This is a genomic window from Natrinema hispanicum (assembly GCF_004217335.1).
GTDB classification, from domain to species: Archaea; Halobacteriota; Halobacteria; order Halobacteriales; family Natrialbaceae; genus Natrinema; species Natrinema hispanicum.
Genome location: NZ_SHMP01000004.1, coordinates 1,007,784 through 1,033,752, shown reverse-complemented (window position 1 = coordinate 1,033,752; position 25,969 = coordinate 1,007,784). Strand labels below are relative to the sequence as shown.

The window sequence follows — 25,969 nt, the reverse complement described above, 5'->3', positions numbered from 1 at the left end:
CTCTCTCCACAGCCGACTACGTCGATACCGACATCCCCGACCGCGATCCTTCTGCCCGCTGTGGCCGCGGCGTCTGCTATCGATCGGCCCAGTTCTCTCGTGTCGACTCGAGGCTCATACGGGCTGCTGTCCCGATGTCCCGGTGGGCCCGCAGGACGGTCGCGGCCGGCCGGCACTGACTGACAGGAGTCCGGATCAGCCCCCAGATGGGCAGGGAAGCGCGGAATCTTCAATGTTATATCGCTCCGGTCGAAAGCGGAGGCGTGATGCGCGAGGAGGCGACGGCGTTCGTTCCCGGCCACGTTACGGGCTTTTTCAGCGCCCATCCCGACGAGGACCCGACGAAAGCCGGCTCACGGGGTGCGGGACTGACGCTGACCGACGGTGTCGAGGTAACGGTCGAACCGGCGACGGAGACGACCGTCGTGCTCGACGGCGACGAACTCGAGATCGATCCAGTGACGACCGTCCTCGAGACGCTCGACGTGACCGCCCGCGTCGAAGCCGACGCCGACCTGCCACTCGGTGCCGGATTCGGTGTCTCAGGTGCGATGGCTCTCGGGACGGCGCTTGCGGCAAACCGCGTGTTCGCGTGCAGGCTCTCGATGAACGAACTCGTCACGATCGCCCACGGGGCCGAGGTCCAAGCTGGGACCGGTCTGGGCGACGTGGTCGCCCAGGCTCGTGGCGGCGTCCCGATCCGTCTCGAGCCCGGCGGGCCACAGGAGAACGTCCTCGATACGATTCCCGCTCGAGCCCGCGTCGAGTACGTCTCCTTTGGCGAACTCTCGACGGCCGACGTGCTCTCGGGCGATACCGAGACGCTGACCGCTGCCGGACAGGATGCGCTCTCTCGCGTCGTCGAGGAGCCGACGCTGCTGTCGTTTATGTACGCCTCGCGGCGGTTCGCACGTGATGCAGAATTGCTGACAGCGCAAGTGCGAGAGGCGATCGCCGATGTCTCGGCGGTCGACGGACAGGCCTCGATGGCCATGCTCGGCAACACCGTCTTTGCGCTCGGGACAGGCCTGTCCGATGCGGGCTACGAGCCGTCGGTCTGTGCCACCCATCCAGCCGGTGCCATGTTGCGATGATAGCAGGCAGACCGCGTCCGTGACAGCCCTTGCTCGAGACACGTGTGACTCAGTTAGGCGTGCACACCTGAGTGCTATCCTAAGGAGAAAACACTTATAGGATGGGTTAGAAGTCGGCGATCAGCGTCGCTGACCGCCATGCCTGCTGCCCACGCCCCATCGACGACGGCGACTGACGGTGATATGGCGACGGCCACGTCGCTTCGAGGGCGCATCCAGTCACATCTCGGAATCGACCCGCGAGCGCTGGGTGCGTTTCGGATCGGGATCGGTCTCGTCATCATCGCCGATCTCCTCGTCCTTCGGGCCCCACAACTGGAGATGTTCTACACGGACGACGGAGTCTTACCTCGAGCGACACTCGCTGAGACGGCCCCGACGCTCGCGCGGTGGTCGCTGTACGCCATCTCCGGCTCCCTGTGGGTGCAAGCCCTGTTGCTTGGCCTCACAGTCGTCCTCGCCGCGTGCCTGCTCGTCGGCTACCGCCCCCGATTCGCAGCAGTTGGAACTGCAGTGTTGCTTGCGTCACTGCACGCTCGCAACCCATACCTGGTCAACGGTGGTGATACGATCCTCATCTCGGTACTGTTCCTTGCGGCGTTTCTGCCACTCGACGCGCGGTGGTCGCTGCGCCGCCGTCCTCGACCCGACGACGACCGGATTCTCTCGGTGGCGACTGCCACGATACTCTTTCACGTCGTTGTGATCTATGCGATCAATGCCATCCTCAAGTTTCAGAGCGAGGCCTGGACGAGCGGTGTGGCCGTCCAGCGGATCTTCCAACTCGAGGACTTCGTGTACCTACTGGGGCCGACCCTCGCGGAGTATCCCGCCGTCCTCACCGGGATCAACTGGCTCTGGACCGCCGTGTTGTCCGCATCGGTGCTGCTCGTGGCCGCAACGAGATGGCTCCGAATCGCGACCGTCGTCGCGTTCATCGGCGCACACCTCTCGATGGCCGCAACGATGCGACTCGGGGCCTTTCCGTTCGTCATGTGTGCCGTCTTGTTGCTGTTTCTCCCGCCGCGGCTCTGGGATGCCATCGATCAGGTCGTCACGAAACGCACTATCCCGTCCCGTCTCGAGCCCATCCGCCGAGAGATTAGCGACTCGACACCGTCCGGGACGAGACTGCTCGTTCGGCGTGGACTGCGAGTGACTGCGACGGGCATTCTGGTCTGCCTGTTTGTCGTGCTGGTTGGCTGGCAACTCGTCGCGGCGGGCCTCGTCGAGACGCCCTCGTCGGGGGCCGGTAGTACGCTCGAGAGCGCGAGTTGGGCGTTTTTCGCGCCAAACCCGCCTGATTCGTACAGCTGGTACGTCGTCGAAGCCGAGTATGAGTCCGGGACGGTAATCGACCTCGTCGACGGGGAGTCCGTGGATTTCGATCGCCCACCCAACGCCATGGAACGGTATCCGACGACGCTCTGGAAACGATACGGGACGAAATCGCAGGGCGTCGACGGCGCTGCCAAGCCAGTCGCGGCGAACGTCTGTGAACGGACGTCCGCCGACGTCGAGTCGGTGACGATCTATCGCGTCGAACAACCCGTCGATGCGGACGGACCGATCGGCGAGCCGATTGCATATACGCGGACTGATGCCAGCTGTGGCTGACGAATGTGGGTGGCTCCAGTCCATATCCACACTCCGACAATTAAATAATCACTAGATGTATCACTTTCCATATCATTAGTTGAGTAGAATCGCAAGCAAGGGGTACAATGTAGTTGGATTCAACATTCGCATCGTGAATTTATTGACGTCTAATTGTTCATCAATGCCGGCAAGTAATCACGAATTTTGCTCTTTTTCCACGTGAGATCGGTTCTACCGCGTTATCGTGTGCGTGCCCTCTGAGTCCGAGGTGACTGCTGCACGCGAGCAAAACGCGCTATAATTATAGAAGAGATACATGACATACATAGTACTAGTAGCCAGAAACTTATTATGATTCGTTCGAGTTATCCGGTCAAGTTTCGAGATGGCTTCCTGGACTGACATTCACCAAAACTTGTTTCAACTGTACGAACATTACGTCGGCGAACCCGACTCGGCCAAGGACGTTTATGGGTACTGGCTGTTCATCGTCGGCTACATCATCGGGGCTGCGGGCGTCGCTGCGTTCGTCGTTGGGTATGCAGGTGAAGGCAACTCGTATACGCTGATCAAGTTTTCCGGCGTCACGGCGGCAACGGGGCTCGCTTTCTGCCTCTTCGGTATCGTCCTTATGTTGCCGGTACGAACGCGGGGGATTCAGGCCAGTGTCGTCGGCTTACTCGTTTCTCTGGGCGGCATCGGCTTTTTCGGCTGGGCATATCCGTATAATTGGCGAGAACTGGGTACGGACTACAGTGTAGAGGTTATTACGGTCTATACGCTCGGAATCGGCATCATCGCGGGCGTGACTGCGCTCGTTCCCGTGCTTACGGGACGGAAGGGTATGTTCGTCGAGGAAGAAGGACAGACCGAGGACCCGGACATTCTCACAGGCGACGCGATGGAAAGCGCCCAATTCGCCGTCTTCCGCGACGAAAACGGTGACTGGAAGTGGCACGTCCTCCACCTCGAAGCGCTGGCCCAGAGCACCGACAGCGCCATAACGCGGCCGGAGGCGACGGCGGGCATCGAGCGTGTTAAGTCACAGATCAGTTCTGCGGGGCTGATGGAGCTGACGACCTCGGCGTTTCGCCTCTACGAGGACCGCGACGGCACCTGGCAGTGGACGCTCGCGCGTGACGACGGTTCCGTCGTCGGTGCCTGTGCCGGCGAGTTTGACGAACGCGATGGGGCCGAGGAGTCGGTGAGCTTCCTGAAAGACGAGGGGCCCGACGCCGACGTTATCGAAATCGAGGACGCGGCGTATACCTACGAGCAACGGCGCGACAAGTGGTACTGGCAACTGGTCGATGACAACCGCACGCCGCTGGCCTCGAGCGAAACCGGCCACACGACCCAGGAGCGCGCCGAGGAGGCCGCCCACAACTTCGCCGAGCGGTTCGATCAGGCACGGGTGCTCGACATCGAGGGCATCGGCGTGGAACTCTGTGAACGCGCCGACGGCTGGCGCTGGCGGTTCGTCGACGCTGCTGACGAGGTCGTTGCCACCAGCACCGACACGTTCGACTCCCGACGCGATGCCGAGCGGGCTGCCGAAGCGTTGCTCCCCGAACTCGAGTCGGCGTCGGTCACCGTTGCCGGCGAACCGGCTTTCGAACTCTACGAGTCCAGCACGGAGTGGCGCTACCGGCTGGTCGACGAAACCGAACACGTCGTCGCACGCAGTCCCGAGGGGACGACTGACCGCGATGACGCTACGGCGTGGACTAAGCAGTTCGGTGACAACGCTGCCGATGCGGAGATCGTCGAGATCGAAGACGCGGCATACGAGGTGTATCCGGCCACAGACACGACGGGTGACGAGTATACGTTCGACGAAGCCGAGACGCTCCCGGTGGCAGCTGAGGATCCCGAACCGGCCCCGGACGGTGGGACAGTCACGGATGCCGCGCCGAGAGCGGACAGCGCCGACTCGTGGCACTGGCGACTCGTCACAGACGACCGCGAGGTCGTCGCGGCGAGTACGGTGTCCCACGCTGATGCCGAGACGGCGACGGCTGCGATCGAGCGCGTCCGACAGCAGGCTGCCGAGGCCGACCTCATCGAGTTCGAGAACGCTGCGTTCCAAGTCTACGAGGCCGACTCCGGCGAATGGCGCTGGCGACTCATCGACGAAGACGGCAACGTGCTGGCCGACTCCGGCGAGGAACACACCTCCCGCGGCGAGGCCGCCGAGACGATGATGACGCTCAAAGAGCAGGCACCCGATGCCGAACTACTCGAGATCGAGACCGCGGCGTTCGAACTCTTTGTCAACGAAGACGGCGAGTGGGGCTGGCGGCTCATCGACGAGGCCGGCAAGCTCGTCGCCGAGGATCCAGCGACTCATCCGACCCGCAGCGCCGCACGGCAGGCGATGGACCGCCTGCTCAAGCATCTCGAGTCGGACGTGCGGACGATGGACCGGGCGATCTTCCAGCCGTACGCGACCGGTGACTGGCACTGGCGGTTCGTCATGCCGACTGGTGAGACGGTCGCCGTCGACGGCGGGGCGGCGTCGACGCGTGACGAACTCATCGACGGGCTCGAGACCGTCCGCGAGGCTGCTATGTCGGCCCGCCGTCACACGATCGGTGACGTCTCCGTCCAGTTGTATGGAACCGACGAGTGGCAGTTCCGACTGCTCGACCGTAATCGCGAGGAAATCGCCGATTCAGCCGTCTCCTATGCCGACCGTGCCGCGGCGGACGACATCGTCGCCCTCCTCAAATCACACGCGCTCGACGCGCCGATCTTCGCGATCGAGGATGCCGTGATCCGTCTCGACGGCGACGACGGCTGGTCGTGGGACCTCGTCAACCGCGATCGCGAGGTGATTGCGGAGGCGGTTGATCCTGTCGACATCAAAGACGACCTGCTCGAGACGATCGACACGATTCGCCAGCTTGCGCCGCTGGCCGGCCGAGTTGACTTCGACGTGGCCTCGTTCGAACTCGTCGCCGCCGACGACGACCGCTGGCGCTGGCGGCTCATCGACGAGGACGGCCGCACCGTCGCATCGGGCACCGAAACCCACGAGACAGCCGACGCTGCCCGCGAAGCCCTCGCGGACGTTCGCGAACTGATCGAGTCGGCGAGTATCCTCGAGATCGACAGCGTCTCGTTCGAGCTCCACACCGCCGAAGACGGCTGGGTCTGGCACCTGATCGACGAGTATGGCGCGACGATGGCCGAGAGCACGCAGACTTACGAGACCCGGACGGCTGCCCGCGAGGCGATGAACGACGTGAAAGCGCAGGCTCCCGACGGCTGGATCACGTTCACCGAGTAACGCCCCAATCAGTCGACTTTTTATCGATCGGTGCCAGTCCTCGCTCGTGAGCGACTACGACAGCGTCTCCGCCGACGTCGAACACGAGGAGGAGATTCCGGAGGACCACCCCAGATATCAGGACCTGCTGACCCGCCATCGGATCGAGGAGGGTGTCGAGAAGGGGATCACACACCTCCAGGGGATGCATGCCGAGGGACGAGGCAGTGCCTTCGACTACCTGCTGGGCGAGGAGACGATTCCGAGCGCCGACGACGCCGAACGGGCGGCTGCGGCCCACCTGCTGCTGGCCGAGCACCCGGTACTTTCGATCAACGGCAACGTCGCGGCGCTGGTCCCCGGCGAGATGGTCGCCCTCGCCGAGGCCGTCGACGCCGACCTCGAGGTCAACCTCTTTAATCGCACGCCGGAACGGATCGACGCCATCGCCGACCACCTGCGCGAGCACGGTGCGGAGAACGTAAAGGGACTCGAGGCCGATGCACGAATTCCGAATCTCGAGCACAAGCGAGCAAAAGTCGATGCTGACGGCATCTACGACGCGGACGTGGTGCTCGTGCCACTCGAGGACGGCGACCGCGCCGAGGCCTTAGATGAGATGGGCAAGACCGAGATCGTAATCGACCTCAACCCGCTATCGCGCTCGCCACAGGTGGCCGACGTGCCGATCGTCGACAACATCATCCGCGCGGTGCCGAACATGACCGAACACGCACGAGCGTTGGCTGACGCCGACGAGTCGGAACTGGAGGCGATTATCGCTGACTTCGACCGCGAGCGGGCGCTCGAGAACGCGGAAGATCGCATCCGATCGGGCGATCTCTGACCGGTTTCATCGGACCTATATTCAGGGTGCTCCGGGGATCGTCGGTGACACGGAATCGCGCTTACCGTCACGCTCGATGATCTGTTGCTTCTCGACACTGTCGACGAACGGTAGTTTCGATCTGAGAGATCCCATGCCCTCTTCGACTCGGTAGTACGACAGCCACAGGCGTTCGCTCAGCGACCGTGCGAGTGAATTGTCGATTTCGTAATTGATCCCTGGTCCATACTCGAGTTCCTCCCCGTCGATGAGCCAGTATCGGGCCAGCGCGACGCCCGTCTCGGCGTCGTAGCCGCGGGCGAGGTAGTGTCTGTATGGGTGACGGATCCACGAGCACTCCCAGTGGGCGTAGACGTCGACTCCCGACCGGTTCTCGAGGTCATGGAGGACGATGTGCAACTGCTCGTCGGCGAACAGCGACGGCCGCCACACCCACGATCCTTCGGAGGTGTTGCCATCTACTCTGACCTTGAGCGCGGCGATCGGATTGCGCGAGAATCCCAGTCGCTCGAGGATGTCCTCGATCGCCTGCTCCGAGCAGTGGGCCGTCAGCACGTACTCGTCGGCGGTCGTGTGGCTGATCGCGTAGCCACCGAACGTGCCTCGAAGGAGGAAGTGTATTTGTGGCAGAAAGCTCCGCCGCACGGCATTGACGATGTCTTCTCGGTAGCTCATTGATTAGCACGGCTATGACGACCGGCCGGAAGAGTATTCGGCCGGCAGTTCAGGTCGATTTCGTGTACTCTCTCGAGACGAGTGGTAGGGGCCCCGTTATGCAGCCGCGGAAGTCATCGTTCCCGCCTCGGAATTCGATACTGTGCCCTCGTCTACGTGTGGCGACCCGCTCGAGTCGGGTCGAGTGCCTTTCAGGAGGTATAAATTCCTCCTCCGGTTCCTGTCACACATGGACACCTACGAGTTAGTCACGCGCAACGCCGAGGAGGTCGTCACCGACGAGGAGGTCCGCGACCTCGCCGACGATCCGGCGGAGAAACGCGCCTACGTCGGCTACGAGCCCTCTGGCGTGCTCCACCTCGGCCATCTCCTGACTGCGAACAAGCTCATCGATCTGCAGGAGGCGGGGATGGAGGTCGTCGTCCTGCTGGCTGACGTCCACGCCTACCTCAACGAGAAGGGCACGCTCGAGGAGATCCGCGAGACGGCCGAGCAGATGAAAGCCCAGTTCCTCGCCTACGGGCTCGACGAGGACAAGACCGAGTTCGTCTACGGCTCGGCGTTCCAGCTCGACGACGACTACGCGCTCGATCTCCACTTTCTCGAGCAGGCGACGACGATGAACCGCGCCCAGCGCGCGATGGCCGAACTGCAGGGTGACGAGACGGCCAAGGTGAGCCACCTCGTCTACCCGCTGATGCAGACCTTAGACATCGAGTACCTCGACCTCGATCTCGCGGTCGGTGGACTCGATCAGCGCAAGGTCCACATGCTCGCCCGCGAGAAACTGCCCGAACTCGATTACGAGGTTCGGCCTGCCCTTCACACGCCGATCGTTGCCGACCTCACCAGCGGCGAGGGGAAGATGTCCTCGAGCGAGGGCATTACGATCTCGATGGAGGACTCGACCGAGGAACTCGAAGAGAAGGTCAACTCGGCGTTCTGTCCGCCGACGCGCGATCCAGAGGGCAATCTCGAGAACCCCGTGCTCGAACTCTTCGAGTACCACGTCTTCCCGCGGTTCGACGAAGTTGTCGTCGAACGCCCCGAGAAGTACGGCGGCGATCTGACGTACGACGATTACGAGCGGCTGGCCGCCGATCTCGAGTCGGGCGAACTTCACCCCGCCGACGCGAAAGGGACGCTTGCGACCTACCTCGACAAACTGATCGCGCCGGGCCGCGAGAAGCTGCTCGAACTGCGGGCGTAGGCACGCAACGGCGGACGACGCTGTCTCTTCTCACTGCTGTCCGCGTCGACCGACGACCGGACGAATCCAGCCGATTGAAGTACGAGCGGCCCCCTTTCGAGGCCATGAACGAGACGCGACGAGCGGTTCTCGAGGCGCTCGCCGATGGGCCGGTATCGGGACCGGAACTGGCCGAGTCGCTCGACATCTCGCGGGCGGCGGTCTGGAAACACATCGAGGCGTTACGCGACGCCGACTTCGACATCGAGAGTGGGTCGAACGGCTACGAACTCGGCGAGGTGACGGCGTACAACGGGCCGGCAGTCGAGTTCGGACTCGAGGCCCCGTTTTCCGTCGAGTATCACGACGCTGTGGGGAGCACGAACGATCGGGCCCGCGAACTCGCCGCCGACGGCGCAGCGGATGTGGCCGTCCTCGCGGATGAACAGGTCGGCAGCCGCGGCCGCCTCGAGCGCGAGTGGACCGCACCGTCGGGTGGTGTCTGGGTCAGCGTCATCTCTCGGCCCGATATCATGCCCGCACAGGCACCGCTCTATACCCTCGCGTCGGCGGTCGCAGCGGCGACGGCGGCTCGAGAGGCGGGCGTCGACGCCCAGATCAAGTGGCCGAACGACGTGGTCGTCCCGGTCGGCGACGAGGGAGACTACCGGAAGCTCACGGGGATTCTCACGGAGATGGAAGGCGAGATGGATCGCGTCGAGTGGATCATCGTCGGCGTCGGCGTGAACGCGAACATCGACGCCGATACGCTTCCCGAGGGTGCAACCAGCATCCGCGACGAAGCCGGCGACGTCGACCGGCGGCGCTTCGTCCAGCGGTTCTTAGAGGAGTTCGACCGCTACCGCAACGACCTCGAGGCCGTCGTCCCGGCGTGGCGCGAGCTATCGCATACGCTCGGACAGCACGTCCGGGTCGATCGTCCGTCGGGTGAAGTAGTCGGGGATGCCGTCGACGTGACGGAATCGGGTGCGCTCGTGGTCGAGACCGACGAGGGGCGGGAGACGGTCTCGGCAGGTGACTGTGAGCATCTGCGTCCAGTCTGATCGGCGACGAACTGTCTTCTGTCGGGTAGCCCAGTACTGAGCGGTGTCCCGCTTCGCTTATCCGATCCGGATCGGCGTTCCCGCTGGAAGTGAGTGGGTGGCCACGAGTCGCGCACACGTCACTGGAGCGCGATCCGCGACCGTTCGGATGAGTCCTCGGCATCGTCCTGTTCGACTTGCACTGTCAGGACAGGGATCCGGCGACCGACGGACGACCCGTTCGGTGACGCTGCCGAGCAGCAGTCGATCGATCCCGCCGCGGCCGTGTGTCCCCATTACCACCAGATCACACGCTACCGTGTCAGCCTCGTCGACGATGACCTGACTCGGTGCCCCCTTGCGGACTGTTGTTTCGACCGTGACGTTCGCTGGCGCGAGTTGCTCGACGCGATTGACTGCAGCCTCACCTTCGCCGTGTAAGGCGGTGGCAATCCCCTCGAGAGCGGCTTCCATCTGCAGTCCGCCATAGCCGGCTGCATTGATGACGTACAACGCGTGGATCGTCGCGTTGTGCGTAGCTGCGAGGTCGAACGCGTGCTCGAGGGCCTGCTCGACCTCCCGAGAGCCATCCGTCGGAACGAGAATGCTGTCGTATAGTGTCATATGCTATCATACAACGGTCGCATATATTAACGTTATTCTGACATGAACGACGGTCAGTTCGGATGACGGCTTTTCGGCGTCTCGATTGGCTACACGCGGGAGGGAAACGCTGATACAGCCACCAGTCCAATCGGGGGCCATGAGCGACACCCCGTGGACGGATCGGATCGTCGGCGAGCGGATGGCCGTCGATCAGACGTTTGCCGAGCGGATCCAGCAGTCGCAGTTCTCCAACCAGCAGTGGAGTCTGATCATGACCGCCACGGAGTTCGAGATCGAACATCCCGACGATCCCGAACAGGCACGGATCGTCGCCAACACGGACAAACTCGACGGGATTCTCCCCGAACTCGAGAACATTCAGTCAGGAATGGGCGCGATGGGCGGCCCGGGTGCCGATCAGGGCGGTTCGAACGCCTCGGGTGGCGGGCTCCTCGACTCGATCATGGGTGCACTCGGGATGGGTGACGACGGGAGCGACGACCACCGAGAACAACGGGAGGCGGCCGAACGGCTCACTCAAGAGTACGCCGCGGAACTGCAGTCACACCTCGAGTCGAAGGGCCGATGGGAGACGGTTCGGGACGCTGCCGCCGCCGGTCAGTAACGGGTCTGCCGGTCAGTCGCCAGCGTGGAACATCGTGTACTCGCTCGATTCGTAAATGTTGACGAGCTCCATGATGAGTTCGTCGTAGGATTCGTCCTCGACGCGCAGTCCATCAAGGCGCTCGATCGTCTCCTCATCAAGTTCGACGGATGGCATAGTCGATCGTTCGTCGCCAATCAGCAAAAACACCACGGCGATATGAGTCACGCCGTTTGGACGCAGGCAGATCCCGATGCAAGCCACAGCACCTTTAGGCACGCTTCCCGACCGTAGGGGTATGACAGACGAAGTTCAGACGACAACCTTCTCGATCAGTTCCGACGACGGCGAAACCGACGAAGTCACGGTTCCATCCGGCCTCGTCGACCTCGTCGCCGAGGGCGACCAGACCGACGCCGAAACGGTCGGCGACCTCGTCCTCCTCTCGTTTGCCAGCCGCGCCCATCACATCGTCCACCACGGCCACGAGGCAGACGAGGACCTCGAGGCCCAGGAAGCCGAAGTGATGGATCTGTTCGAGGAACGCTTCGGCGTTACGTTCGGCGAAGCGACCGGCCACCAGCACTAATCGGCTGCCAACTCGCAATCGCGTGCTGGCGCTGACTAGCCAGCACCGCTCGTCTCGTTTTCGCTGCCAGCCGTCCCGTCAGCGGTGGCTCCGGCCGTGTCGCCGTTGGCTGCTCCGGCCCCTTGCCCAGCCCCAGCAGCCATATCGCCTGCCCCACCGTCGGTGGACTCGGCTGTGCCGCCATCACCCGGCCCGGCTGGCACCGGCCTCTGGCTGTGGCTCCGCGGGTGGTTGCGGTGGTTCTGGCGGTTCGGGTGGTTGTTCTGGTGGCTGCGGTGGTCCGGGCTCCGGTGGTTGGGGCGCTTCAGGCGGCTGGGGTGGCCCCGGTTCGGTCGGGGGTTCTGGAGGTGTCTCGGGTCCGCCGTCCGGCCCCGTCTCACCGTTTCCGTCCGCGTCCCCGCCGTCTGCCGGAACCGCCTCGATCGTCACCGATGCCTGATCGTCGTCGGTCGCGATCGTATGCGTCGACGTTCCCGGCCGCAACTGAGACGTAAACGAGATGGTCGTCGTCTCCCCAGCCGCAAGCGTTACGGACGACTCATCGACGACCTGCTCGTCGACCGCGTAGGCTACCGTCTGTGTTCCTTCGCGGTCACCGATGTTCTCGAGCGTCGCACGCACCGTCACCTCGTCGCCGGGCTGGCCCGTTTCGGGCGCTGTCACGTCGGTGACGGCGAACGTCGCCGGCTGCTCAACGGTTATCATCGTCTCCGCCGTCTCGTTTTCGCTCGCCACGGTAAGCGGGTACTCGCCAGGTTCGAGATCCGCTGTGTCGTAATTCAGCGTGATCGTCCGCGACTCATCCGGGTCGAGCGTCACCGAAGTTGTCTCGCCAGCGGTACCACCGACGGCGATCCCGACATCTTGCGTCCCCGCGCGGTCGCCGACGTTCTCGAGGGTGGCTTCGACTGCGAGCGGTTCACCCGGGATGACCGGGCTGTTCGTCCCGTCGATCGAGACGCCGAAGGTTGCGGGCTCACCGGGCTCCGTGACGGTGATCGTCGTCTCGGCCGTCTCGTTTGCAGTCGACACCGACAGCGGGTACTCACCCGGCTCGAGGTCAGCGGTGTCCGCAGTGAACGAGACCGTCCGGTTCTCGCCGGACTCGAGCGAGATTTCTGTCTCGTTGACAGTCGTCTCATCAATTGCGAGCGAGACGTTCTGGGCTCCGTTTTCACCGCCGACGTTCCCGATTTCGGCGTCGACCTCAAGCGGGTCGCCCTGCACGACTGGGCTGTTCGTTTCCAGGCTCGAGACGTTGAAGCTCGCGGGTTCGGACGGCTCGAGCTCGCCGGCGGGCGGCGTCGCGGCGGTGAGTGGCTCCTCGTATCCGAACGTCGAGAAGTCGGCCTCCCAGACGAGCCGTTCGTCGTCGCTCTCGGGCGTCCACTCGACGGTGAACGTGTGCTGGCCCGGTTCGAACTCGGATGGCGGCTCGGCTGTCGTGGTGCCCTCGATGAATCGGCTGGACGAGCCCAGTGGGGCGTCATTTGGGTTCTCGTAGCTGAACGTCACGTCGATGCCGTCCTCGGTGGGCGTCGTTTCTTCGACCGCGATCGACGGCCGCTCGGGTCGTATCTCCTCGTTACACCGCTCTAACGGATTTGGATAGTCGATGCTGCCGATCGGTGCCGCCTCGGGTGAACTGATCCCCGAGATGTACGTCCCGAAGGTGCCATAATCCGGCACCTCGACGACCACCTGCTCGCCCTCTGTCGTGACACGGCGCTCGTCACCGATCTCGAAGACGATCGTTCCATTGTACGGTGCCGGAATCTCGTCACCGGCGGTGACGATGTCTTCCGCGATGGTGTCACCGATGCCGCCGGGAGCGTAGAACAACGTACTGGCTGCGACCCGGTCGCCCTCTGCGAGCGATGCGGTGACGACCGCGCGCTGACAGCTCGGAAACTCCACATCGAATCCGGGGGGCGGCCCATCGACTGTGTACTCGACGCTCGCTGTCTCGATGGGCGTCCCGTCGTCGGCCGTGACGACTGCCACCTCGAGCGTCGAATTCGCCTCGAGCGGCGGTTCGAGCGTGAATTCCTCGGGACCGATCGTCTCGGTTGCATTGAAGGACTCACTCGCTGCGAGCTGCGTCCCGTCCTCGTCGGTGATGGTGAGGGCGTACGCGACGGACGCATTCGCCTGCGTGACGGTCAGCGTCTCGCCGTCACCGACCTGATCGGCTACCGTGAGATTCGCCGTCGGCTCACCGGGTTCTGGCACCTCGACTGCGTACTCGATGGAGTCGTTTGCCAGCACTGCGTCGTCGGCCGCAGCGCGTACTGAGACGTCGACGGTGGTGTTCTCCTCGAGCGGCGGCTCGAGTGTGAGGGGTTCGTCTGCGACCGTCGCGTTCGCCTCGATCGTCTCGCTGTCGACGCGTTCGCCGTCGTATTCGGCTGAGAGAATGTACGGCACGGACGCGCTCGCCCCGTCGATCGTCAGCGTTTCACCGTCGCCCGTCTGGTTGTCGACCGAGAGCGACGCCTCGGGTTCTGGCTCCCCGGGTGCCGACTCCTCGACTGTGTACTCGAGAGTGTCGTTTGCGAGCGCCTCGTTGTCCTCAGTCGCGATGACTGCGACTTCGAGGGCGGCGTCGGCCTCGAGCGCCGGTTCCAACTCGAGTGTCTCGTTCGTGATCGGTTCGTCGGCAGCGAACGCGTCGCTTTCGGCACGCAACTCACCGTCTTCGTCGGTGACGGTGATCGCGTACTCGACGGCGGCGTTTGCCTCGTCGACAGTGAGCGTCGAGCCGTTGCCCGCCTGATCGGCCACGGACAGTGTCGCGGTCCGTTCATCGGCAGGCTCGTCCGTGACGGTGTACTCGACGGTCTCGGTCGCGAGTGTCGTCCCGTCTTCTCCAACCACGGAGATGTTGACGGTGGTGTTCTCTTCGAGCGGCGGCGCTAACTCGAGCGAAAGATCAGTCACCGTCTCGCCGGCCGCGAACGCGTTGCTTTCGACCGTTTCGCCATCGTACGATGCGGTGACGGAATAGGGAACGGACGCGTTCACCTCGTCGACGGTCAGCGTCGAGCCGTTGCCTTCCTGATCGGCAACCGACAGCGTCGCGTTGGCTTCGTCCCTCTCGGTGTCGTTCGTGACTGTCACGGTCGCGCCGTCGATCACTGGCGCGCCAGCACCGGTAACGTACGGGACGTCCTCCTCACCCTCTGAGTCCACGTACTGGAACGTTTCGTCGTCGTTCGTATCGTGGTGTGGGACTGCCACGAGCGCGCCGCTGGCTGCAAGCGGCTCGTCGAGGTCGATCGTGACGTTCTGGTGGTTACCCGGCTCGAGATACTCGGAGACGCCGACCACGGCGTCCGGATCTGCGTCGACGGTAAGCCCGTCGTAGACCGCGACGAACCCGCCCTCCGAGAGCGAGACGTTCGCGATGGTAACCTGCTCACCGGTTGACTCCTGATCGGGGAAATCGATCGATGCCGTCCCCTCGAGCCGGTCGATCGTCTCGATCCGCTGTTCGATGACGACCGTGACGCGCTGAGTGATTTGGGTTACATCGTCGGTGTCCTCGCTCACTGCGTAGGCGGTCGCCTCGGCTGCGGCCTCTTGGGTCAGTGTTTGCAGTTGCGTGATGCTGATCCGTTGGGACTGGACAAGCTGGGCCGTCTCCTGTGTGGCGACCTGGGCCGCCGTCTGGATCTGCGTGACCGTCGCTGACTGGGCCTGAACGAGCGCACCGCTTGCACCACCGGCTGCGAGGCGCTGGACTTGCGTCACCTCGGCGAGTTGCGTCTGGGTCACCGCACCCTCGCCAGCACCGAACGCCGCCGCCTGGACTTGCTCGACTGTCACTGCTTGGCGCTGGATTGCGGACGTGACCGCACCCTCGGCAGCACCGACTGCGGCGGACTGGATCTGCGAGATCGAGATCGACTGGCGCTGGACGAGTACGCCACCTGCGCTCCCGGCAGCGGCGGCCTGAATCTGTTCGACGGTCGCCGACTGGCTCTGGTCGATCGCACCCTTCGCTGCGCCGAAGGACGCCTCCTGTACCTGTGTGATCGACACTCGCTGGCGCTGCTCGAGGCGAGTCGACTGAACCTGTTTCAGCGACCCCTGCCCGGCCCCGCGGGCAGCGGCCTGAGTCTGCTCGACCGAGACTGACTGCTCCTGGACGAGCGCGCCTTTCGCCGCCCCCGCTGCGGCCTTCTGGACCTGCTTGATCGTCACCTGTTGGCGCTGCTCGATATCGACGCGCTGTTCTTGCTCGAGCACCGCGCGCGTACTCCCTGCAAGCGCGCCGGCTGCACCCCCAGCGGCCGCGTGCTGGATGTGCTCGAGGGTGACTCGCTGGCGCTGCTCGGCCGTGACTGACTGGTATTGCGTCAGCGCACCGTAGGCCGCGCCCTGGGCGGCCTCCTGAACGTGTGAGGGCTTGCCGACATCCTTTGTGCCCGCCTCGTATGCGGCACCGGCGGCTGCGCCCCGACTCGCGACCTGAATCTGCTCGGCGCTGACGCGCTGGCTCTGGGCGAGCGCACCGTGTGCCCCGCCCCACGTCGCGCTCTGGAGTTGGGTTACGTTCGCCGACTGGGACTGTGAGAGCGCGCCGTCGGTCGCCCCGCTGACCGCGGACTGGATCTGAGTCACGTTGACCGACTGGGACTGGATCAGCGACCCGTGGACGGCCCCCGCCGTCGCTGCTTGGACCTGCTCGGCCTCGACGGTTTGATACTGCTGCACTGACGATCGAGCGCCCTCGAGTGCCGCCGTTCGCTGTTCCTGTGTCACCTCGATACCCTGAGCCTGTACGAGCTCGATCCCTTCCGTGACGCCGGCCTCGACGGCTTCAGTGGTTTCCTGAGCGGTCGCCTGCTCGGTTCCACCGCCGGCCGCTGTCTCCCGATCAAAGGTCACCAACTCGGACTCGGCAGTGGACTGTGAGTCGTTTTGGGTGACGGCCTGCTCGAGTATGGCCGGTGACCCGTCGGCCGCCGCGGTGGCTGCCTCATCACCGACGGCGGCCTGCCCGCCGGTTCCGCCCAGCAGCGGCAGCGCGACGGCACTGCCGACCAGCGCGGCCGAAAGTAGGACGACGACGGCGGTCGCGGTCGTCTCAGATCGTCTCATCTGTGAGCACCTCTCGCAAAGCGTCTGTGAACGCCTGCTCGCTCTCCTTCGGAGTGGGCCCGATTTCGCCACGTCTCGGTCCTGAACGTAGACGACTCATTTTCCCACCACGGGGCCGAACGATCGTATAAGACCGGCGGTCGTTTCGGTTAGCGAACCGAGACAATCAGCTATTACCGCGTCCTGTTGCGCGTTCGACGGTTGCAGGCGGCCGATTGACGGCCGAATCTGCCGTCGCTGGCATGTCGGAGGTCGACCGAAACTGCCAGTGACGCTGAGAGGAAGCATCCTGTTTCGCGCCGTTTCCAGCTACTGACAGCGTTGGTGACCGCTTGCACGCACATCTCGATTCGCACACATCTCGTCTCGGAAACCGAAGTTTTCATCCCGGTTTACGAGAGAGCGGAGGTATGGCAACGGATCAGCATTCAGTCGAACTCGTCGACGACGACGTCGTCAAGCCCTTCGCGCGGGCGGCTGTCCTCGCAGCGCTGATGGGGGCGGCCGTCTTCGTCGGGTCAATCCCAATCCCGTTCTCGCCGATACCGATATCGCTTGGGGTGATCGTCGTCTATCTCGCGGGACTCTACCTCGGCCCGTACTGGGGGGCGTTCTCGCTCCTGCTGTACCTAACTGCCGGCGCGGTCGGACTCCCCATCTTCGCCGAACGTGCCTCCGGACTCGGGGTCCTCGTCGGCAATAGCGCCGGCTATCTCTGGTCGTATCCGACCGCGGCGCTGTTGATCGGAGCCGTTGTCCACCGATGGAGCGAAGACGGCGATCCCGCCGACCTGTCGCGGCCGGTCCTCGTCGTGACGCTACTCGCGGCGCTGACCGTTATCTACCTGCTTGGGGCCGCCTGGCTCGGATACGTTCTCGAGCTCAGCCCGGTCAAAGCAATCGAAATCGGCGTCGTGCCGTTTATCCCGGGTGACCTCATCAAGATCGCGGCCGTGGTCGCCATCGTCGAGGCCGAACGCATCGCGACATGACCGTTCCCCAACCCACGCAGTACCGATGATCGAGTTTCAGTCTGTCTCCCACGCGTTCGATGATGTCCCCGTGCTCGAGAACGTCTCGCTGTCGATCGACGCCGGCGAGTTCGTCCTGTTGGCGGGAGCAAACGGCAGCGGGAAGACGACACTGTTGCGCCATTCCAACGGCCTCCTCGAGCCCGACTCCGGCGAGGTACTCGTCGATGGCACGCCGGTCGCCGAGGACCTGATCGCCGCCCGCTCGAGCGTCGGCATGGTCTTCCAGCACCCGCGTGACCAGTTCGTCGCCGCGACCGTCGGGGAAGACGTCGCCTTCGGCCCCGAAAACCTCGGACTCGAGCGCGCGGAGATCGACCGCCGCGTCGCGGCCGCACTCGAGGCAGTGAACATGGCCGACCGCGAAGACGAGCGTATCGACGCCCTCTCAGGCGGTGAGCAGTCACGCGTGGCGATCGCGGGTGCGCTCGCGATGGAGCCGACCCACCTCGTCCTCGACGAGCCCTTTACCGGGCTGGACGCTCCCGCGCGCCGCTCGGTCCTCGAGCGCCTCGCGTCGCTGTCGGCCGACGGCACTGGCGTCCTGCTTGCCACCCACGATCTTCGGGACGTTTGCGAACTCGCCGACCGGATAATCGCCATGCACGACGGCCGCGTCGCCGTCGATGGCCCGCCTGCGGACGCACTGGACGAACTCGACGGACTCGAGGTACGCGTACCGGATACCACACGATGCTGACCTACGAACCAGACGAGAGCCTCGCACACCGGCTCGATCCGCGAGCCAAGCTGGCGGTCCAGATCGGATTCGCCGCCACCGCGCTGGCGCATACGACGCCGCGTGCGCTCATCGTCTTCTCGGCCCTGACGGCGGTCGCGATGGCCACAGCGCGGCTGTCGCTCCGTCGGACCCTCGTCTCCTACCGGCTTGCGCTGGTCGTCCTCGCGCTCGCGCCGCTGCTCGCGGGCGTCACCGTCGGTCCACCCTGGTTCGACCGGTCGGCCGCCGTCGCGTCGGGGCTGGCGAGCTATCGGGTGCTGCTCATCCTGCTCGTCAGCGCCGCCTACGTCCGATCGACGCCGGTGCGTGACTCTCGAGCGGCGATCCAGCGGACGATCCCCGGCAAACCAGGCCAACTCCTCGGCGTCGGTGTCGGACTCGTCTTCCGGTTTCTCCCCGTCCTCCGTGGCGATCTGCGGACGATCCGGGAAGCGATGGCCGCCCGGTTGGGAACCGAACGCGGCGTGGTCGACCGCGCCAGCACGATCGGCATGCTCGGCGTCACGCGCGCGTTTGATCGGGCAGACCGACTCTCGCTTGCGCTACGAGCGCGGTGTTTCGCGTGGAACCCCACGCTCCCGGCGCTTGCGTTCTCGCGAGTCGATTATCCCGTGCTCGGCCTGGCCGTTGTCCTCGCCGTGTCCGCGTTCTATTAACAATCGAGGGGCTGATACGGTCTGCTGTCCCGAGTGATCGGCGTGCCCGCAGGACAGGTTGCGGGTGCGCCGTCATTGACTGACAGGAGTCCGTCAGATAGTTCGACGGCGTTCTCCCTCGACGCGCTTATATCCGGGTGGTGTCGACACGACGGTAATGCCTGCGAATAGTTCGGTCGATCTCGTGTGGCTGTTCGGCCCCTTCGTCGTGTATCTGGTGATGCTCGGCGTGTACTACGTTTGGGAAGGACGGCGCGAAAAACGACTGCGAGAGCAATACGAGGAGAGCGAGTATGCCCAGTAGCGGACTCGCCGGCTCGGCCGGCGCGTGGGTCCTCGGAACGTTCGCGGCGTATCTCCTCATCCTGCTCGGGATCGGGCTCTACTCCTCTCGACTTATGGACACCGTCGACGACTACGTCATCGGCGGTCGAAGCGTCGGCCCGGTCGTCACGGGCTTTTCCGAACGAGCCTCCGAGATGAGCGGCTGGCTCACGCTCGGTGTCCCAAGCGACGCCTTCGGGACGGGCGTGATGGCCTTTTACAACGGGCTCGGCATGATTCCGGCCGATCTGTTTGCCTGGGCCGGACTCGCGAAACGCCTTCGGAAATACACCGAGATTGTGAAAGCGGTCACGCTGCCAACCTTCTTCGAGACGCGCCTGCAGGACGACACCGGGCTCGTCAAAGGCGTCTCCGCGGTCGTCCTGATGATCTTCGAGGGCGGGTACGTGGGTGCACAGATCGTTGCCGCCGGGACGCTACTCGAGGTGCTCACCGGCGTCGAGCCGCTGGTCGGCATCCTCGGCGGTGGCGTCATCGTTGTCGGCTACACGATGCTCGGTGGCTACTTCGCCGTCGCGTGGTCCGACTACTTCCAGGGCGCGATCATCCTGATGGCGTTCATCATCCTGCCGATCCTGGCGTTTACTAACTACGGGCTTCCGTTCAACGACCTCGCGTCTGTCGGCAGTTCGTACACGAGTATCACGGCCGGAATGACTGGGTGGGCGGCGATCTTCGGCATCATCAGCTACGCCGCCATCGGGCTCGGTATCCCAGGGAATCCACACGTCATGGTGCGCTTCATGGGAATCGACGAGGTCAAGAACATCCGGCTGGCGGCGCTGGTCGCCCAGCTGTTCATGTTCGTCGCCTACATCGGGGCTGGCTTCGTCGGGCTGTACGCGCTGGTTGCCTTCGGGCAGGGCGGCATCGATGACCCGAATAACGTCATGCCGATGCTCACGCTCGAGTTCTTCCCCGGCGCGATCGCGGGGATCATTCTGGCGGCGGCCCTCGCCGCGATGATGTCCAGCGCCGACTCGCAGCTGCTCGTTGCGACCAGCGCTATCGTCGAGGACGTCTATCACGGCTACGTCAATCCGAACGCGAGCCAGGCAAAACTCGTGCGTTACTCCCAGCTCGTCACACTCGCGCTCGGTGCGGCGAGTATTGCCTTCGCCTACATCGCGAAAGACACCCCCATCTACACGCTCGTCCTTGACTACGCCTGGGGCGGCCTCGGTGCGGCCATCGGCCCGACGCTGATCGCGTCGCTGTGGTGGAAACGCGTCACCGCCAAAGGCTCGGTCGCGAGCATGATCGTCGGCACGGCGACGATGTTCCTGTGGACGCAACTGTCGACACTCCTTGGCGTGCTCGGACTCCAGAATGCAGTCGACGCGTCACCGTTCCTCTCGGGACTGGTGGGCGTCTACGGGCTCTTCCCCGCATTTATTCTCTCGACGACGACGTTGGTCGTCGTTTCACTGCTCACGCGTCCGCCCGAGGGCGTCGGCGATCACTTCAACGTGTTCGACAAACCGCTCTCGGCACTCTCGAGCGGTGATAGTCCAACCGGCGCGCCCGACTACGTCACCGACGGCGGTCGCGACGTCTCCCCGAAGGCCGTCACGGAGACCGACACCATCCGCGCCCACGTCGACGCAACCGACTACTGGGACGAGGGTGACGAGTAGATGAGCACGCCACGTCGCCCGCCGGAACCACCGGACGATGCCACAGGGGGTCGCCACGAGCGTACCGAGCTGCCGGTCATCACACCGACGGTCGCGCGTGAGGACGTTGACTCGAGCGGCCGCGTCGGTGCCGTCGCGTATCCCTACCGCGTCTACGACGCGGTCGCGACGATCGAGCGGCCGGTGATCGCGGATCGCGACATCGACTACGTCGTCACCGTCGATCGCGCGCGCCGGCTGGCCGTGCGGGCCGACACGTTCCCGGAAACGCAGACGCGAACGGTCGACGACGTGCTCGTGATCCCATCGGAACTCTCCGACGCACAGACTCACCGAAAGGCCGAAGACGCCGTGTTCAAATGGACGCTCCGGAAGGTCGCCGTCGGCTCCGAGCCGGATGTAACCTTCGAGCGGTCGGCCGACGCCTACAAGCTCTTCTGGATCGCCTCCCGGCCCGACGGCGACGTCATTATCGACAGCGTCTGCGGGACCGAGTCGCCCCTGGCGGACTGATCAGATCGCGTTCGTAGCAGTGTCTTTGTCAATACCATCTGCTCTCGAGTGTTCGTAATCGATTCTGACGGCACGGCTTCGCCCGCGCTTTACGGATGTGCAACAGCAGTTCGTGATTCAGTATCTGTTTGCCCGCTGGCGATTTGAAAGCGGGTTCCTGCTTCTCGATAGCCAATCATTGCGACAATCCTGGCGAGTCGCCCGCTGGCGCTCGGCTTCATCGCCCACACTAGCACCCACGTTTCTGGGATGTAGAGCGTCTACAAACGAGCTTCGGAGGAACCAAATAAAATCCGAGTAGAACTCTCTCGAATCCTATGTCGCAATTCTTGGCTCGCTAAGCAAGATGTGCTGAGCAGCGTCCAACACGCGATTTAGGAGATAGAACGCGAGTCCTGCGGCTTGCCGCAGGCGAGCCACACCGAGTGCTTTCCGCTTAGCCACCTTGTCGGAGTGATTGACTGACCGCCCGGACGAATGTCCTGGCGGTCACGACCGGCGGCGATCTGATCTCGCGATCTGTTCCGAGCTTCACCAAGTAATCGGTAAGCCTCCAGAGATTGTACAACAATGCTGCGAACGTGAAGCTGAACAACCGAACACGGTAGTCCTTCGAGGACGTCTTGGGAAGAAATGCTTTCACCGACTTGTACTGATTTTCGATATCCCAGCGTCGGCTGTAGCTGTTGGTGACGTGTATGATCTCCTCGGGAGCGACGTGATCACGGTTGGTCACGAACACGGCATAGCTTCCGTCAGCTTCCTCATCAGTCGCTGGTGCGTACAGGAACTCTGCGGTGTGGTGGAGTTCGCCATCAATGGCGAACGGGACATCGTTCTTGACAGCGGCGTCAACTCCTTCTTTGCTCTTGATTTTCCCGATTGCTTCGTAATCGTCTTCGTACTTCGGCACTGGCGTCAGGTACACAAGCCCGCGGTCGTGAATCGTTGCGTACACCTCGTTACTGTAGAATCCCCGGTCTAGGAGCACTTCGTCGAGATCGACGTACTGCTGGGCTGTGTCCAGCAGTACGTCAACCACATCCGCCTTCGAATCGGCTGGCGCATCTTCTGGTTCCCATGCAGAGCGTTCCTTGACTGGCTCGATACCCAGGATGATTGGGACATCGTTCCCGACGATCGTGATCGTCGCGAACGTATACCCGTGCTTGATTTCACCGTCTTCTTTGTACCCGCTGACCATCGGCGGATACTCTGCTTTCGGGATTTTCTCGTCCTTGTCGATCCACGGCCAGACGTGGTAGGGGACGTGTGTGAAGTCGACGGCCGCCACAACGTGGCGGTCGTCGAAGGGATCCTCGTGACGAATCGTCTTGAGGATATTTTCGGTCGCCGCGTTGAACGAGGCCATCACAGCCTCTCGATACAGCTCAGTGAACGCGACGATATCCTCGATCTGCAACTCCTGAACGGAGCGCGTTACTTCCTCGTCGGATGGCGTCGCAAACTGCTTGATTACTCGGAGAAACGTCGAGTCGTCACAGATCTCGTTCTCTTCAAGGAACCACCCAGCTTCTCCCTCTGAATGAGCGCTCCCCTGCGTGAGGCACGCGTTGGAGAACAGATCAAGGATCTGTTCGTCCTCATAGACCCTGTTGTCGGCTCTATCGGAGTCGAACTCGGCGAAGCCGTGTCGGCGAGCGAGTTCGACGACCTTACTCCCGTGCTCGCGCACGTGTGCGCGAGACACTGTCGAATCGGATTTATCGTCGCTCGCTTCCTTTTCATCCAGGTTAATTGGAATGAGTGCCTCCGAAATAACGTCGTGATCACGGGCTTCACGAGCTATTCCCTTCGCAGCGGCCTCAAGCGTGGTCTTGGTCTGCTCGCTGAATTGGTTCCAAGCGTATGAGAGATTCTGCTGAGTTGGCACCCTGTTCAAACCTAGCTGTTTCAGCAGTGCTGGACGGTTCTCAAGCCGATCTGCGACCTCGCTTTGGGCGAGGTCGTAGATCGCCTGGTAGATGTAGACTCGTGCCATTGACTCGGTTCCGAACGAGACTTTGTGCTGTTGTCGAGTGTCTGTTAGTCCATCTACGGGAATCGAGACGTCTCCAAGTACACGCCAGAGATGATCAGCTGTTTCACAGACTTTCTTGGCGTGGATGACGATCGCCCCCGCCAAAGCGGGGGCATCGTCATCAACTGCAGGAGTGATGTTAGATGCCATTAACAGTCAGTCCAGATACTGAAACCGAAGGAGAGACTCCCCATTAGGGCACCTCATTTTGACCTACGCCGAACGGTTATTTACGCGCCAAGAGCTACTTGGAGTATGGCTCAAGATGGATCCCTTGTTGAATCGCTTCCAGACCGCCCACTCAAGGATACTGAGCGTGACTCACTCGAACGACACGAGAGCATCCAGTCAATAATGCCTCAGACGACGAAATTTGATCCGGAACACGGGATGGTTATGGACACTGCGATGTTCATTGGCTACGACTGGGTGACAGCCGTGACCTACGAAGCAGGTCACGGCTGGAGGGTTGTCTACGAGAGCGGTATGGAAGATAACATCCTCTCAGATGGGTTTCTGCGAAGCGAGGAACTCTACGAAGAGCATCCGATTCAGCAAGGAATGGACGCTATGAGCGCTGTTGCCTCGGAAGACGAAGAATAGTTTCTTTTTCAAACAGCTTCTCTGAGGCAGATCGTAACGGGTGTCAGCTGTATGGTGGTTTGTAGAATTTGAGATCCCGAAGTTGTGAGCACCAGTCGATGGATTCTATATCGCCATATATGATTCATGGGATTGTCTCGATATCGTTACAGAACCGGACCCAGTTTGTTCGTCCGAAGCGACGCCGTAGCCGGTTTGAAGCGGACGAATGGGTACTCGTCCCGTGAGCAGTCGATCGGCACCCGCTCAAAATGGATCAGACGGAGCCTGCGAGCTACGCACCGAGCAGATCGCTACGGAGACCCGTTCAGCCGAACGAATCCAGCAAGAACGGGTTCGGAGACAGTGTCGATCGGTACAGAAGAAAGCGGGGAGGGAGTTGACCCACGGTCGGAGCGAAGCTCCGCTCTGATTCAATCCTCTCTGACGTATCTCCGACTCACGAGATTGTTCGCCGGAAAATAAGCCGGTGGAGGGATTTGAACCCTCGACCTAATCCTTACGAAGGATTCGCTCTGCCAGTCTGAGCTACACCGGCGCGATTGCATTCATTCGTAGGGCCGATACCAGGCATAAGGGTTGCGAATCGATCCAGTCGTGTGAACGAGTTCCGAGTCACTGGCTAACAGATTATCGCTCGAGGCGCACGTCCAGACACACGTTCAGCTCGTGGGGGGCATACGACCGGACGGTGTGGCGTGTCTCGACGGTCACGTCATACTCGGGCTCGGCGGCCGCACAGGATCGCGCGTTCGCCCGGCCCGAACGGATCGTCTTCGTGCTGGATATCGTAGTAGTGGAGGACACAATCGTCGCCGGCGAGCGTTACGGCTGCCTCGAGGAATTCGTCGGCGCTGTGGGGGAGATTCATCACGATGCGATCAGCCCAGCCCTCGTAGTCGGTGGCGACGTCGTGAACGTCGTCGTTGATCGCCGTCACACGGTCTTCGACCCCGTTGCGGCGGGCGTTCTCGCGCAGGTAGTCGATCGCGTCGGCGTTGATGTCCACGCCGACACATTCCGCGCCGTGGTTTGCGAACGGGACGACGAAGGGGCCGACACCGGCGAACATATCGAACGCGTGCTCACCCGCGTCAACCTTCGTGGCTACGCGGTGGCGCTCGGTCGCAAGTCGTGGCGAGAAGTACACTTCGGCGAGATCTAGGACGAACTCACAGCCGTACTCGCGGTGGACGACTTCGGTGTCCTCGCCTGCAAGCAACTCCCAGTCGCGGACGCGCGTCTCGCCTTTGACCTTCGAGGCCTTGTTCAGCACCGTCTCGACGGGAAGATCGGACTCGAGGATGGCATCAGCGATTTCGCGTGCACGCTCGGAATCGTCTTCGTCGATGAGCGCGGCCCTGCCGAGCCGTTCGTAGGATGGCTCGAACGCAAGGAGATCGGCAGGCGTCGTCTGCGTGTCGCGTTCGTCGACCGTTCGGGAGACGATCTCGCCGTCCTCGAGCACCGCTTCGAACGGCGTCGGGGTCGGTAATCGGAATATAGAGCCAGCCGTCTTCGACGGCGATTTCGTAGTCGTCGTCGATCAGATCCGCGTCGGCGAGCGTCGTACGCGTCGCTTCGCCGGCTTCACGCGCGACACGGACGCACGGAACTTCCATACTCGGACTGGCCGGCGAGCCGCTGTAACGCTGACGTTTTGGCCGACTGCACCCCTGCAACACGGTAAGTAAATCAATATTCGCTATATAGAATTCTCGGCGACTCTCGGCGACTGTGAAAGTGCCTTCATCGATGACTGTCTCGATAACTTGTCC

Annotated in this window: 19 protein-coding genes, 1 tRNA gene and 2 pseudogenes; 15 read left to right on the top strand and 7 right to left on the bottom strand. The window is 62.9% G+C overall.

Annotated elements, in window-relative coordinates:
- The first annotated feature begins 266 nt into the window (after positions 1 to 266).
- The 4 genes from BDK88_RS11915 to BDK88_RS11900 all read left to right on the top strand — a co-directional run bounded on the left by BDK88_RS11915 (position 267) and on the right by BDK88_RS11900 (position 6,811).
- Positions 267 to 1,094, top strand: coding sequence for a pantoate kinase (locus tag BDK88_RS11915; RefSeq protein WP_130500569.1), 828 nt, complete (start codon positions 267 to 269; stop codon positions 1,092 to 1,094).
- 138 nt (positions 1,095 to 1,232) lie between these two features.
- Entirely contained in the window at positions 1,233 to 2,711 is a 1,479-nt protein-coding gene (locus BDK88_RS11910; RefSeq protein ID WP_130500568.1) for an HTTM domain-containing protein, read from the top strand.
- 367 nt (positions 2,712 to 3,078) lie between these two features.
- Positions 3,079 to 5,985, top strand: coding sequence for a YegP family protein (locus tag BDK88_RS11905; RefSeq protein WP_130500567.1), 2,907 nt, complete (start codon positions 3,079 to 3,081; stop codon positions 5,983 to 5,985).
- Positions 5,986 to 6,031: 46 nt separating this feature from the next.
- Complete coding sequence (locus tag BDK88_RS11900) at positions 6,032 to 6,811, top strand: 4-phosphopantoate--beta-alanine ligase (RefSeq protein ID WP_130500566.1); 780 nt, start codon at positions 6,032 to 6,034, stop codon at positions 6,809 to 6,811.
- Positions 6,812 to 6,832: 21 nt separating this feature from the next.
- Here the strand turns inward: BDK88_RS11900 and BDK88_RS11895 are convergent, their stop codons facing one another.
- Positions 6,833 to 7,486 (bottom strand): hypothetical protein, encoded by a 654-nt coding sequence (locus BDK88_RS11895; protein ID WP_130500565.1) that lies wholly within the window; start codon positions 7,484 to 7,486, stop codon positions 6,833 to 6,835.
- Between the two features lie 229 nt (positions 7,487 to 7,715).
- Between BDK88_RS11895 and BDK88_RS11890 the strand changes: the two genes are divergently transcribed.
- Both BDK88_RS11890 and BDK88_RS11885 read left to right on the top strand, forming a co-directional pair.
- Positions 7,716 to 8,696, top strand: coding sequence for a tyrosine--tRNA ligase (locus tag BDK88_RS11890; protein WP_130500564.1), 981 nt, complete (start codon positions 7,716 to 7,718; stop codon positions 8,694 to 8,696).
- Between the two features lie 104 nt (positions 8,697 to 8,800).
- On the top strand, positions 8,801 to 9,739 hold the full coding sequence (locus BDK88_RS11885) for a biotin--[acetyl-CoA-carboxylase] ligase (RefSeq protein WP_130500563.1): 939 nt from the start codon (positions 8,801 to 8,803) through the stop codon (positions 9,737 to 9,739).
- A gap of 119 nt (positions 9,740 to 9,858) precedes the next feature.
- On the opposite strand, the pseudogene BDK88_RS11880 reads toward BDK88_RS11885, so the two are convergent.
- A pseudogene (locus BDK88_RS11880) lies at positions 9,859 to 10,342 on the bottom strand (universal stress protein).
- 139 nt (positions 10,343 to 10,481) lie between these two features.
- On the opposite strand from BDK88_RS11880, the gene BDK88_RS11875 reads away from it, so the two are divergent.
- A complete protein-coding gene (locus tag BDK88_RS11875; RefSeq protein WP_130500562.1) occupies positions 10,482 to 10,949 on the top strand; it encodes a DUF5799 family protein in 468 nt (155 codons plus the stop codon).
- 12 nt (positions 10,950 to 10,961) lie between these two features.
- On the opposite strand, the gene BDK88_RS21205 is transcribed toward BDK88_RS11875, so the two are convergent.
- Entirely contained in the window at positions 10,962 to 11,105 is a 144-nt protein-coding gene (locus BDK88_RS21205; protein ID WP_165396958.1) for a DUF7557 family protein, read from the bottom strand.
- Between the two features lie 121 nt (positions 11,106 to 11,226).
- On the opposite strand from BDK88_RS21205, the gene BDK88_RS11870 reads away from it, so the two are divergent.
- Positions 11,227 to 11,517: a DUF7545 family protein gene (locus BDK88_RS11870; RefSeq protein ID WP_008011628.1), complete on the top strand. Its 291-nt coding sequence runs from the start codon at positions 11,227 to 11,229 to the stop codon at positions 11,515 to 11,517.
- Positions 11,518 to 11,700: 183 nt separating this feature from the next.
- On the opposite strand, the gene BDK88_RS11865 is transcribed toward BDK88_RS11870, so the two are convergent.
- On the bottom strand, positions 11,701 to 16,623 hold the full coding sequence (locus BDK88_RS11865) for a DUF7282 domain-containing protein (protein ID WP_207225277.1): 4,923 nt from the start codon (positions 16,621 to 16,623) through the stop codon (positions 11,701 to 11,703).
- 410 nt (positions 16,624 to 17,033) lie between these two features.
- Here BDK88_RS11865 and BDK88_RS11860 point away from each other — a divergent pair, with 410 nt between their 5' ends.
- From BDK88_RS11860 to BDK88_RS11840, 6 genes are all read left to right on the top strand, one after another.
- Positions 17,034 to 17,615, top strand: coding sequence for a biotin transporter BioY (locus tag BDK88_RS11860; protein WP_130500561.1), 582 nt, complete (start codon positions 17,034 to 17,036; stop codon positions 17,613 to 17,615).
- A gap of 25 nt (positions 17,616 to 17,640) precedes the next feature.
- Entirely contained in the window at positions 17,641 to 18,354 is a 714-nt protein-coding gene (locus BDK88_RS11855) for an energy-coupling factor ABC transporter ATP-binding protein (protein ID WP_130500560.1), read from the top strand.
- Positions 18,348 to 19,052, top strand: coding sequence for an energy-coupling factor transporter transmembrane component T family protein (locus tag BDK88_RS11850; protein ID WP_130500559.1), 705 nt, complete (start codon positions 18,348 to 18,350; stop codon positions 19,050 to 19,052). The genes BDK88_RS11855 and BDK88_RS11850 overlap by 7 nt, the downstream gene beginning before the upstream one ends.
- Before the next feature lie 157 nt (positions 19,053 to 19,209).
- Positions 19,210 to 19,356 (top strand): hypothetical protein, encoded by a 147-nt coding sequence (locus tag BDK88_RS21200; RefSeq protein WP_165396957.1) that lies wholly within the window; start codon positions 19,210 to 19,212, stop codon positions 19,354 to 19,356.
- Positions 19,346 to 21,034, top strand: a complete 1,689-nt coding sequence (locus BDK88_RS11845) for a sodium/proline symporter (RefSeq protein WP_130500558.1) — start codon at positions 19,346 to 19,348, stop codon at positions 21,032 to 21,034. The genes BDK88_RS21200 and BDK88_RS11845 overlap by 11 nt, the downstream gene beginning before the upstream one ends.
- Entirely contained in the window at positions 21,035 to 21,547 is a 513-nt protein-coding gene (locus BDK88_RS11840; RefSeq protein WP_130500557.1) for a hypothetical protein, read from the top strand.
- Positions 21,548 to 21,983: 436 nt separating this feature from the next.
- Here the strand turns inward: BDK88_RS11840 and BDK88_RS11835 are convergent, their stop codons facing one another.
- Complete coding sequence (locus BDK88_RS11835; protein WP_130500556.1) at positions 21,984 to 23,738, bottom strand: transposase; 1,755 nt, start codon at positions 23,736 to 23,738, stop codon at positions 21,984 to 21,986.
- A gap of 105 nt (positions 23,739 to 23,843) precedes the next feature.
- On the opposite strand from BDK88_RS11835, the gene BDK88_RS11830 reads away from it, so the two are divergent.
- On the top strand, positions 23,844 to 24,191 hold the full coding sequence (locus tag BDK88_RS11830) for a hypothetical protein (protein ID WP_226778710.1): 348 nt from the start codon (positions 23,844 to 23,846) through the stop codon (positions 24,189 to 24,191).
- Positions 24,192 to 24,655: 464 nt separating this feature from the next.
- Here the strand turns inward: BDK88_RS11830 and BDK88_RS11825 are convergent.
- A tRNA-Thr gene (locus BDK88_RS11825) sits at positions 24,656 to 24,729 on the bottom strand.
- Between the two features lie 92 nt (positions 24,730 to 24,821).
- Positions 24,822 to 25,813 (bottom strand): annotated as a pseudogene (locus tag BDK88_RS11820) (class I SAM-dependent methyltransferase).
- Positions 25,814 to 25,969 lie beyond the last annotated feature (156 nt).

Coding starts and splice junctions, on each gene's coding strand:
- BDK88_RS11915 (WP_130500569.1), top strand. CDS start 267: ATGCGCGAGGAGGCGACGGCGTTCGTTCCCGGCCACGTTACGGGCTTT.
- BDK88_RS11910 (WP_130500568.1), top strand. CDS start 1,233: ATGCCTGCTGCCCACGCCCCATCGACGACGGCGACTGACGGTGATATG.
- BDK88_RS11905 (WP_130500567.1), top strand. CDS start 3,079: ATGGCTTCCTGGACTGACATTCACCAAAACTTGTTTCAACTGTACGAA.
- BDK88_RS11895 (WP_130500565.1), bottom strand. CDS start 7,486: ATGAGCTACCGAGAAGACATCGTCAATGCCGTGCGGCGGAGCTTTCTG.
- BDK88_RS11890 (WP_130500564.1), top strand. CDS start 7,716: ATGGACACCTACGAGTTAGTCACGCGCAACGCCGAGGAGGTCGTCACC.
- BDK88_RS11885 (WP_130500563.1), top strand. CDS start 8,801: ATGAACGAGACGCGACGAGCGGTTCTCGAGGCGCTCGCCGATGGGCCG.
- BDK88_RS11875 (WP_130500562.1), top strand. CDS start 10,482: ATGAGCGACACCCCGTGGACGGATCGGATCGTCGGCGAGCGGATGGCC.
- BDK88_RS21205 (WP_165396958.1), bottom strand. CDS start 11,105: ATGCCATCCGTCGAACTTGATGAGGAGACGATCGAGCGCCTTGATGGA.
- BDK88_RS11870 (WP_008011628.1), top strand. CDS start 11,227: ATGACAGACGAAGTTCAGACGACAACCTTCTCGATCAGTTCCGACGAC.
- BDK88_RS11865 (WP_207225277.1), bottom strand. CDS start 16,623: ATGAGACGATCTGAGACGACCGCGACCGCCGTCGTCGTCCTACTTTCG.
- BDK88_RS11860 (WP_130500561.1), top strand. CDS start 17,034: ATGGCAACGGATCAGCATTCAGTCGAACTCGTCGACGACGACGTCGTC.
- BDK88_RS11855 (WP_130500560.1), top strand. CDS start 17,641: ATGATCGAGTTTCAGTCTGTCTCCCACGCGTTCGATGATGTCCCCGTG.
- BDK88_RS11850 (WP_130500559.1), top strand. CDS start 18,348: ATGCTGACCTACGAACCAGACGAGAGCCTCGCACACCGGCTCGATCCG.
- BDK88_RS21200 (WP_165396957.1), top strand. CDS start 19,210: ATGCCTGCGAATAGTTCGGTCGATCTCGTGTGGCTGTTCGGCCCCTTC.
- BDK88_RS11845 (WP_130500558.1), top strand. CDS start 19,346: ATGCCCAGTAGCGGACTCGCCGGCTCGGCCGGCGCGTGGGTCCTCGGA.
- BDK88_RS11840 (WP_130500557.1), top strand. CDS start 21,035: ATGAGCACGCCACGTCGCCCGCCGGAACCACCGGACGATGCCACAGGG.
- BDK88_RS11835 (WP_130500556.1), bottom strand. CDS start 23,738: ATGGCATCTAACATCACTCCTGCAGTTGATGACGATGCCCCCGCTTTG.
- BDK88_RS11830 (WP_226778710.1), top strand. CDS start 23,844: ATGGCTCAAGATGGATCCCTTGTTGAATCGCTTCCAGACCGCCCACTC.